This is a genomic window from Vibrio nigripulchritudo ATCC 27043 (genome assembly GCF_000222685.1).
Lineage (GTDB): Bacteria > Pseudomonadota > Gammaproteobacteria > Enterobacterales > Vibrionaceae > Vibrio > Vibrio nigripulchritudo.
Map to the genome: position 1 here is coordinate 1 of NZ_AFWJ01000077.1, position 9,335 is coordinate 9,335.

8 protein-coding genes are annotated in these 9,335 nt (G+C 46.8%); 5 read left to right on the forward strand and 3 right to left on the reverse strand.

Going from position 1 to position 9,335, the window contains the following annotated elements; all coding sequences use genetic code 11:
* On the reverse strand, positions 1-1,392 hold a 1,392-nt coding region (locus RH89_RS08220; RefSeq protein WP_004401032.1), incomplete at its 3' end, for an MOSC N-terminal beta barrel domain-containing protein.
* Between the two features lie 340 nt (positions 1,393-1,732).
* Here RH89_RS08220 and pyrC point away from each other — a divergent pair.
* Positions 1,733-2,761 carry a dihydroorotase gene (gene pyrC, locus RH89_RS08225; protein WP_004401033.1) on the forward strand — a complete coding sequence of 343 codons (1,029 nt, stop codon included), beginning with the start codon at positions 1,733-1,735 and terminating at the stop codon, positions 2,759-2,761.
* A gap of 94 nt (positions 2,762-2,855) precedes the next feature.
* Here the strand turns inward: pyrC and RH89_RS08230 are convergent, their stop codons facing one another.
* Positions 2,856-3,758, reverse strand: coding sequence for a LysR family transcriptional regulator (locus RH89_RS08230; protein WP_004401034.1), 903 nt, complete (start codon positions 3,756-3,758; stop codon positions 2,856-2,858).
* Positions 3,759-3,858: 100 nt separating this feature from the next.
* On the opposite strand from RH89_RS08230, the gene RH89_RS08235 reads away from it, so the two are divergent.
* The 4 genes from RH89_RS08235 to RH89_RS08250 are packed head-to-tail and all read left to right on the forward strand — an operon-like array spanning position 3,859 to position 8,472.
* Positions 3,859-5,427, forward strand: a complete 1,569-nt coding sequence (locus RH89_RS08235) for a sulfatase (RefSeq protein WP_004401035.1) — start codon at positions 3,859-3,861, stop codon at positions 5,425-5,427.
* A 54-nt stretch (positions 5,428-5,481) separates the two neighbouring features.
* On the forward strand, positions 5,482-6,477 hold the full coding sequence (locus RH89_RS08240; RefSeq protein ID WP_004401036.1) for a Bug family tripartite tricarboxylate transporter substrate binding protein: 996 nt from the start codon (positions 5,482-5,484) through the stop codon (positions 6,475-6,477).
* Between the two features lie 24 nt (positions 6,478-6,501).
* On the forward strand, positions 6,502-6,984 hold the full coding sequence (locus tag RH89_RS08245) for a tripartite tricarboxylate transporter TctB family protein (RefSeq protein WP_004401037.1): 483 nt from the start codon (positions 6,502-6,504) through the stop codon (positions 6,982-6,984).
* Positions 6,985-6,987: 3 nt separating this feature from the next.
* Positions 6,988-8,472 (forward strand): tripartite tricarboxylate transporter permease, encoded by a 1,485-nt coding sequence (locus RH89_RS08250; protein ID WP_004401038.1) that lies wholly within the window; start codon positions 6,988-6,990, stop codon positions 8,470-8,472.
* A 302-nt stretch (positions 8,473-8,774) separates the two neighbouring features.
* On the opposite strand, the gene RH89_RS08255 is transcribed toward RH89_RS08250, so the two are convergent.
* Positions 8,775-9,335: helix-turn-helix domain-containing protein (locus RH89_RS08255; protein WP_004401039.1), on the reverse strand; the 561-nt coding region annotated here is incomplete at its 5' end.

Here is a 9,335-nt window from a genome sequence, read left to right on the forward strand (position 1 = left end):
AAGAGAAAGTCGACCTTTTAAGCCATGCCACGCATCTTCAGGCTGAGTTAAAGAAACCATAACCCGCAGACCCGGGTAGATCATGTTCAGCTTTTCAAGTTCCGAGCGACAAGGAATATCTCGCTCAGACCGACACTGATGATAGAAAACGACATTATTGACTTGATCATGGTCAGACAGGTATCTGAGCATCGACAGCATCGGCGTTACGCCACTACCCGCAGAAATCAACAGCAACGGGTTAGTCGCGTTGGTAAGGTGAAATGCGCCGTCTGGTGAGTCAGCCACTAAAGTATCGCCAACCTGAAATCGGTCATGTAACCAGTTAGACACCGCGCCTTCATCGATTCGTTTAACAGAGATCGCATATCGACCCGGACGGGTCGGACTGGAAGAGAGCGTGTAACGGCGAGACAACTTACCTGCTGGAGTATCAATTTCTATGGGAAGATGCTGACCTGGAAGATACCCGGGCAAAGTACCTTTGGATGGTTCCAGCCAGAAGGTAATGAAATCTCTGGCTATGGTCTCTCGTTCAACACACGTGAGAATTAACTTCGCTTTAGACCTGTCTTCGTACTCTTCTTTTGGTTTGGTCTCCAAAACTTCTACACAGTCACCCGCTCGAATGATCCCTTCATTTTTTGCGACCAGATTCTGACCAAAAAAGACACCGCCACGCTCGTTTGCCCGGAACTCAGACAGTGTTTTTAAAGGCTCTTTGGATTCACGAAAGGTGCCTGTTTTGGTGTTAACCGTTGTTAAAATGCAACGCTCGCAAGGTTTAACCGCTTCAAACTCTACTTCCCCTATTCGTATGCGCTTCCATCCGTCTTCCGCAAACGGCTCGGTCCCCGAAACGACAAGATTGGTTCGAAACTGATCCATAGAGTGTTTCTCGCTGCTACGTGCGTTTAACTCCTCTAACGAACCTTCACTGATAACAAGTAGCGGATAACCGTCAGCAAAGCTCACATTCGTTTTGATCTTTTCACGAAACCTCGCAGACTGTTCACCACAATAAAGTAGCTGCACATCTATCCCAATGACATCGCTAAACCAGCGGTTTGCCTCTTGGGAAGTTGAAAGCGCTTCAAATTCGTCTTTCCAAACCTGAGTCTGCTGTGGTTTGCGTTCTAAATCATCGTAACGAAGTTGAAAAGGAGGGACATCCGGATATGTAAATATGAAGCCATCTGGTTGAAGCGCAGCATGAATATTGACCATGTTTGGGTATTTGCGAGCAGTTACCATGGTGCCATCAGGGGTTGCAACCATAAATCGACGGTCAAAAGTCAGACCTTGGGATTCCACCCAAGCTTTAGACAGGCTGATACCACCAATGGATTTAACAGGAAATACGTTGATTTGGGATAGTTGAATTGTAGACATCTCTTCTCACTTTCCGTTGCAGGCTTCTTATACCCAAATGTCCTCTAACCACAGGATAAGGGTACTTGGGTATAAGTATTGTTCATTCAAGCTGCTTAAATGAAGGTAAGTTACCGAGAAAAGAAGTTAGTATTCTGTTACACATTGATATTCTTTACAACAATCAATGCATTTAGAAGTATCGCATAACTAAATGAAATTAAGCATTCCATCAAAAAAGGGATGAAACCCACGGCGTTTTTGTCTATCATCCTGTCGCCTAAACGGTTGCGTTTTACACCTCGTGTGAAATTTCTGCTTTTAGGCTCCTGATTTATCTTAACCTGGTGGGAGCTTTCAAATGACAACAATTACTATCACTCGTCCTGACGACTGGCACGTTCACTTGCGCGATGGCGATGTTCTAACAGACACCGTTCGCGATATCAGCCGCTACAATGGCCGAGCTCTGATCATGCCAAACACTATCCCACCTGTAACCGATACAGAAAAAGCCATTGCCTACCGTGAACGTATCATGGCAGCGAAGCCAAGTGAGCAGTTCGAACCATTAATGGCGCTTTACCTTACAGACAACACAACTCCAGATGAAATTCGTAAAGCGAAAGCATCAGGCAAAGTGGTTGCAGCTAAGCTTTACCCAGCGGGAGCGACAACAAACTCCGATTCAGGTGTAACCAACGCAAAGAACATTTACCACGTATTGGAAACCATGCAAGAAGTCGGCATGCTTCTGCTTATTCACGGTGAAGTCACTACTCATGACGTAGACATTTTTGACCGTGAGAAAACGTTCCTGGAAACGGTTCTGGCTCCTATCGTGAACGACTTCCCTAACCTAAAAATCGTTCTTGAGCACATCACAACTGCAGATGCGGCAGAGTTTGTAAAAAATGCAAACGAAAACGTAGCGGCAACCATTACAGCACACCACCTGTTGTTCAACCGCAACCACATGCTGGTTGGCGGTATTAAGCCACATTTCTACTGCCTGCCAATTCTTAAGCGCGGCACCCACCAGCAAGCACTGATTGAAGCAGCTACAAGCGGTAGCAAGAAATTCTTCCTTGGTACAGATTCAGCCCCTCACGCAAAAGGCGCAAAAGAGTCAGCGTGTGGTTGTGCAGGTTCTTACACTGCTCACGCAGCAGTCGAGCTTTACGCCGAGGTTTTTGATCAAGAAGGTAAACTGGAACACCTTGAAGGTTTTGCCAGCCACAACGGCCCTGACTTCTATGGTATCCCTCGTAACTCAGATACCGTGACTCTGGTTAAAGAATCTTGGGACGTGGCAGAAACCATGCCATTTGGCAGCGACATTGTTGTGCCAATCCGTGCTGGCGAACAAATTCAGTGGAAAGTGAAATAGTCACTCAGCTCGACATCGCAGAGTAAAGGCTCGTTAGCTCAACGCTCATTCAAATAATAAAAACCGAGAATAGCCTAAAGCTGTTCTCGGTTTTTTATTTTTCAGTCGTGTCTATCAGTTCCCTGACAATATCAATCAAGCGGGTAATGATGGGAGCGTGCGTGGAAGACTGGCGAATAAACGCCCCTGCCGGCTTTTTTACAATGGGAGGGTTTGGGTGAAAAATATGAAGGCTTTTGCTGTCTATCACTGGTTTTAGCTGAAAAGGCACAGGCATCACGTAATCCCCCCTTTTCACTAAATCGAACCCAAGATGAAAAGAAGTAGTTTGCAATACAATCCGCGGAGGAGGTAAACCGCGTGAATGAAAATAACTGCGAACCATCAATTCGTTTTCAGGCGTATCGCTGTAAACAATCCATGGAAGTTCGCACAGATCCTTGGCATCTAATGCATCCTTCGTTTCGAGCATCGGATGATCGGAACGGATCACAATTCCCTGCTCTACCTCCAGTAACGGGAAAAACACTACCTGTTCATCGTCTTCAAGATACTCGCGGGTGCCAAACATAATGTCTTGAGAACCATTCTTCACCTTTGGCAAGTTAGATGCATTTACCCCTGCCGTCAGGTGAATTCGCGTATTGGGAAACTCTTTCTGCAACTGATCAAAAGCAGGAGCCAGATATCGCAAATGAAACAGAGGTCCCGCCCCTATCTTTACCTCATCCAGATGCCCGTTAGCCAGCAGATGCACGGTTTCATTCGCGTGAAGATAGTCTTGCTCAATCCGTCTGGCATAAGGAAGTAAATGCGTTCCAAACTCGGTAAGCTGAACCCCTCTTGGTAACCGCTCAAACAATTTACACCCATATTGCTCTTCAAGCTGCTGTAACCGTTTGGTGAGTGTTGGCTGCGTGATATGAAGGCGTTCCGCTGCCTGCGTCACATTCAGTGTTTCTGAAACCATCAAGAAAGTCTGAAGATTTTTATCCATTCCTATTTTCTATACCTAGATACGCTTTTTTCATTTTTTAAATGTCAGGTAATTCCCTATTCTTTTCAAGTAACATTTTTTAACAAGGACGATATTAGTAATGCGAACCGTGTTTGTTCTCTTTGATTCTCTTAATCGGGCTGCCCTGGGAAGTTATGGTGGTACGGCGATTTCTACACCGAACTTTGATCGATTTGCGAAACGTGCGGTGACATTCGACAAGCACTATGCTGGTTCACTTCCCTGCATGCCCGCACGCAGAGATATGCATACCGGACGTCTGAATTTTATGCATCGCCCCTGGGGTCCACTGGAACCGTTCGATAACAGTTTTGCTTCGCTTTTGAGTAAAAACGGAGTCTATACCCACATTGTTTCTGACCATCTTCATTACTTTGAAAATGGTGGGTCAGGTTATGTGAATGCCTTTGACAGTTGGGATTTCATTCGAGGACAGGAGTACGACGTCGTTAAAGCCTTGGTTCAGCCCCCAATTGATCGCTTACGTGAGAAATACAACGAGCGCCATTACCCTATGGGTGGTCTGGATTCTGGCTCAACCATCACAAGAGAATCGACAGACACCAACGCTTGGCGGCGTTCACGCCATGCCATCAACTCCATGTTTATTGAGAACGAAGCGGACTATCCAACCGCAAAATGTTTTCAAAGTGCCATGGAATTTTTGGCGTTAAACCAATCTGCTGATAACTGGTTCTTACAGCTTGAGTGTTTCGACCCACACGAACCGTTCACAGCCCCATCAAGATTCAGAGAATCCTACAAAACAGATTACAAAGGCAAAATACTGGATTGGCCGTTGTACGAAAAAGTCACCGACTCCGCCGAAGAGATCGCCGAGATAAGAGCAAATTACGCAGCATTAGTCTCCATGTGTGACGAATACTTTGGAAAGCTTCTAGACTGGTTTGATGAAAATCAGGCATGGGGAAATACCGCACTTATTTTAACCACTGATCACGGATTTCTGCTCGGGGAGCACGATTGGTGGGCAAAGAACAAGATGCCCTACTACGAAGAAATTTCGCATATTCCCCTGATGATGTGGCACCCGGGGCAATCCTCAGAACCGCGAGTAGACCAACTGACGCAAACGGCTGATTTAATGCCAACGCTTCTGGATTTCTACGGGATTATGATACCAGAGGAAGTCACGTCCCATTCGCTCTCGCCACTGCTCATGGCAAAGAGCAATTCACGCGAGACGGCCATTCTGGGCATGTTTGCAGGACCGATTTGCGTCACAGACGGGCGATACACCTATTACCGTTTTCCTAAAGATTTGGATGGAGACCCTTTGCATGCGTACACGTTGATGCCGTCTCACATGCATAAGCTCTTTACTGGTCAGGAATTGAAAACAGCCGAGCTGGTTTCTCCTTTCGACTTTACCAAGGGTGTACCCGTGCTTCAGATTACACCCAGTCAGGAGAACACTGAAACGGGCATCGAGTGCGTTAAAAACTGGGGTCATCAAGGTTCGTGTCTGTTTGATCTGTCGAACGATCCCAAACAGCTGAATGCTATCGACGACCCTGATGTGACCGAGAGATTGAACATCGCCATCGTCGAACATCTGGAACGGCACGATGCCCCAGAAGATATCTACGAATATTACGGACTTACTGCGCACAGGCAACCAGCATAAAACAGGAATATGCCACGCGCTAAACAGGCAACATTATCACGGAGGATACTTGTTATGTTTAAAAAAATACTGACCGCAGGTGGGCTTGTCGCAATGGCATGCCAAATCAGCTTTGCTAATGCAGCGTTTCCCGAGCGCACCATTGAGAATATTTTTCCCTGGTCAGCCGGTACGGCAATGTCTATCAGCCAGATAATTGCTAAAGGGATGGGAGATGAGCTCGGTGTGTCTGTCTCAGTCATATCAACTCCGGGAGCCGCCGGAACAAAAGCCTTTAAAACCGCGATGAATCGCCCTGCGGATGGTTACACCCTGTTTGATGGGTATGTCGCGCCGCTCGTCCTTCAACCCATGCTGGGCAACGCTGACTGGAATTACAAAGACTTTAAGCCTTTGCACGCTGCCGTTTCGAATGCATTTTCAATCGGTAGCCGACCAGGAGAAAAGCGTTGGAGCAACTTTGAGGAAATGATGGCTTGGGGAAAAGCCAACCCAGGGAAACTTCGCTATTCCTCGGGGTCTCGAAATAACCTGCCTCATATGGTTATCGCCAAAGTGCTTCAGTCTTATGGCGTTGTCGCTCAGAACATTCCTTATAAAACAGATGGAGATGCACGGAAAGATTTGAAATCTGGAGTGCTGGATTTCTCTTTTATCAACGTAGGAGCATACCTTCAGGACAAAAAAGGCTTCGACATTTTGCTGGTGCTATCAGAGCTGCCCGGAGCAAAAGCCTCCTATGACGGCGCACCAAGTATCACCGATCTGGATATTGATTTAGGGCTTTCTGGATTAGCCCCCATGGGCTGGACATGGTGGTTAGTGCATAAAGACACGCCAGATGATGTTACTCAAGTACTAAGAAACGCAATGAAAGCCACCATGCAAAACGCCGAAATTAGAGCGGCAATCAGTAAAATCGGCTTTGTTCCTCTAGATTGGGACTGGACTGAGTATGAGTCTATTGTCGGTCCTGTTGCTGGTCAGTTAGGCGCGATGGGAAATGCACTAAAATGGGAAGAGGACTCTCTAAAAGCATTAAAGAAATAATGTCTTAACTCAAGGAAGAACAGAATGTTAAAAAGGATTCATGCTGAAATAATGGTTATTGCTTTCTTTGTCGCCTTAACCGCCATTGTATTTCAGCAAATCTATACTTCTATGACTGAGCAGGGAATCGCATCTGGCGGCGCGTATAATAACGCTGCCGCCTATCCTAAAGCTTTGGCGTCACTGATCATTGTGCTTCTGGTCATCCAAGCCTTTATCTCCAAAGCTACGCGCAGCCAAAGTAGCGGTACGCGTTGGCGGGAACTGATCAAACCGGGTGTGTTGATCTGCTTATTTGCTGGGTACTTAATTGGGTTACAGGTTGTTGGCTACCATTTAGCCACTCCCGTTATGCTGGCGAGTATCTTATTTTTAACAGGTGTTCGTCACATCTGGTCGACGGTCATATTTGCAGTTGCATCTTCATTACTGTTTGCATTTTTCTTTGAGAAATTTTTAAAAGTCGTCCTCCCCGGAGGGTACTGGCAACTCAATGTGGCTTGGTAATGTATGCTTTTAGAGTCTTTAAATGCCGGGGCTGAGTTGTTTCTCTCCCCTCTCACCATTGGTTTAACTCTGTTCGGAATCTTGTTTGGCTTGCTCGTGGGAGCACTTCCCGGCCTGGGGCCACTTATGGGCATTATCCTCATGCTACCAGTGGCGATAGAGCAGCCTCCTATTGCGGCAATGGGATTCCTGATAGCGATATTTGTTGGCGGCTCTTGTGGGGGTTCTATCTCCGCGATATTGCTCAGAATACCGGGAACACCACTTGCAGCCGCCACTTTATTTGATGGCTATCCTATGGCGCAGAAAGGCAGAGCCGCAGATGCCATTGGAATCGCTATTTCCGCCAGTGCGATTGGGGGGTTAATTGGCGGTACAGCGCTGATCTTTTTGGCTCCCCTTCTTGCGCAATTTGCCAGTAACTTTGCTCCGCCCGAATATACAGCTTTGGCCATTACCGGGCTGGTATCCATTGTCGTGATATCAGGAGGATCTTTAATTAAAGGGTTATTGTCCGGATGCTTTGGCTTGCTACTCGCGACCATAGGCACAGACGAGTTTTCTACAGGGTATCGGTTCACCTTTGACTCGCACCACATGTTAAATGGTTTCCATATTGTTGCCATTGTTGTCGGCCTTTTTGCGATTTCTGAGATGGCTTTTCAAATCATGGGAAAATCGCTGACAGACCGACCGAACATTCCCGTTGTGAAAGCCAGCTTCTCCTCCCTGCTATTAACATTAAAACGATGGGGAAACCTTATCCGCTCTTCAGCGATAGGGGCGTTTTTTGGCTCTCTGCCGGGTGCTGGCGGTGTCATCAGTTCATTTACGTCCTATGCGGTTGCCAAAGCGACGGCAAAAGATGGAGAGGTTTATGGAGAAGGGGCAGAAGGTGGCGTCGTCGCGACGGAAAGTGCCAACAATGCCACGGTAGGCGGCACATTAGTCCCCTCTCTTGCATTAGGCATTCCGGGAGATGCGTCTTCAGCGGTTTTGATTGGAGCATTACTTATCCTGGGAATATTTCCCGGCCCGGGTCTCTTTGAACAACAACCTGAAATCGTTGGCGGTGTTTTCCTTGTCTATCTCGCTTCAAACGTGTTTCTTTTGATTGCAGGGATACTGACCACTCCCCTGTTCGTTTATGTGCTCAGGATTCGAAAATCTCATTTGATTCCTATTGTGCTGCTGATGTGCGCCATAGGCACCTTTGCACTTCAGGCATCGGTGTTCGATCTTTGGGTTATGCTGGTCTTTGGGCTGATTGGTATTCTGTTCCGAGCTGCGGATTTTCCTCTCGCCCCGATAGTGATTGGAACCATATTGGGACCACTTCTGGAAAACAACCTGAGAAGGTCCCTGCTGATATCTAATGATGGCTTATGGATATTTCTGGAGCGACCGGTTTCAGCAATACTTCTTGCTATGAATGCGTTATTGATTGCCGGTGCGGTGGTATATGCGATTAAAAAGGCATCCCGTTAATTTTGAATGGCAGTCGCTACGAAAGATCAGCAAACTCTAGGGTCTGTTGACCTTTCGAGCTGATTTTTGCAGCAATTTGTGGGTTCTTTATACAAGGCAGCGCTTATTCGGTGTAGTCGCTCTACATCAATAAGCGGTAACACAGTAGAAAGGAGCCACAAATGCTGCCCGAAGGGTTCGGTTCTATGCGCTTTACTCTTTGTTGCAAGGAATTTGCTTAGAATGACTAAGCTAAAGACCTTGCGCCGCGATTAAAACGCATAGAACTCGAACAAAATTTAACCGCGAAAGGTCAACAGACCCTAACAACTGAGATCGTTGCGTGCATTCCCCTTGTATTGATCGGGGGTGACACCAGCGTAACGCTTAAACATAGTGATGAATGGACTGGCCTGATTGTAGCCCAACATAAAGGCCGTTTCCTTCACCGACTTTCCTTTGCGCAGCAACTCCATAGAATGCAGATACCGAATTCTTAGTCGCCACTCAGTGAAACTCATCCCCAACTCACTCTGGCAATGTCGGGCCAAGGTTCGTTCAGTGGTGTGGACTTTGGATGCCCACTCTTTTAAAGACAAATTGTTCGTCGGATCTTCTTCTAACCCTCGCAAAATCGGCGCTAACATTTTTTGGCTGCTTGTAGGCAGAAAGTGCTGCTTTTCCGGAGCCATCGCTAATTGATCAAGTAAAACATCAATCAGGCGTTTGTCCTGCTCAGTTTCTGCGGAAGATACGCCTCGCAAACGAAAGTCTTCAATAATTGCCGTCATGATTGGCGTCACACCAAGCAAGCAAGTATGGCTTGGCATGTGTCGCGTTTTTTCGATACTGACGTTCATCGAACAGTAATCCAGAGGCTTACG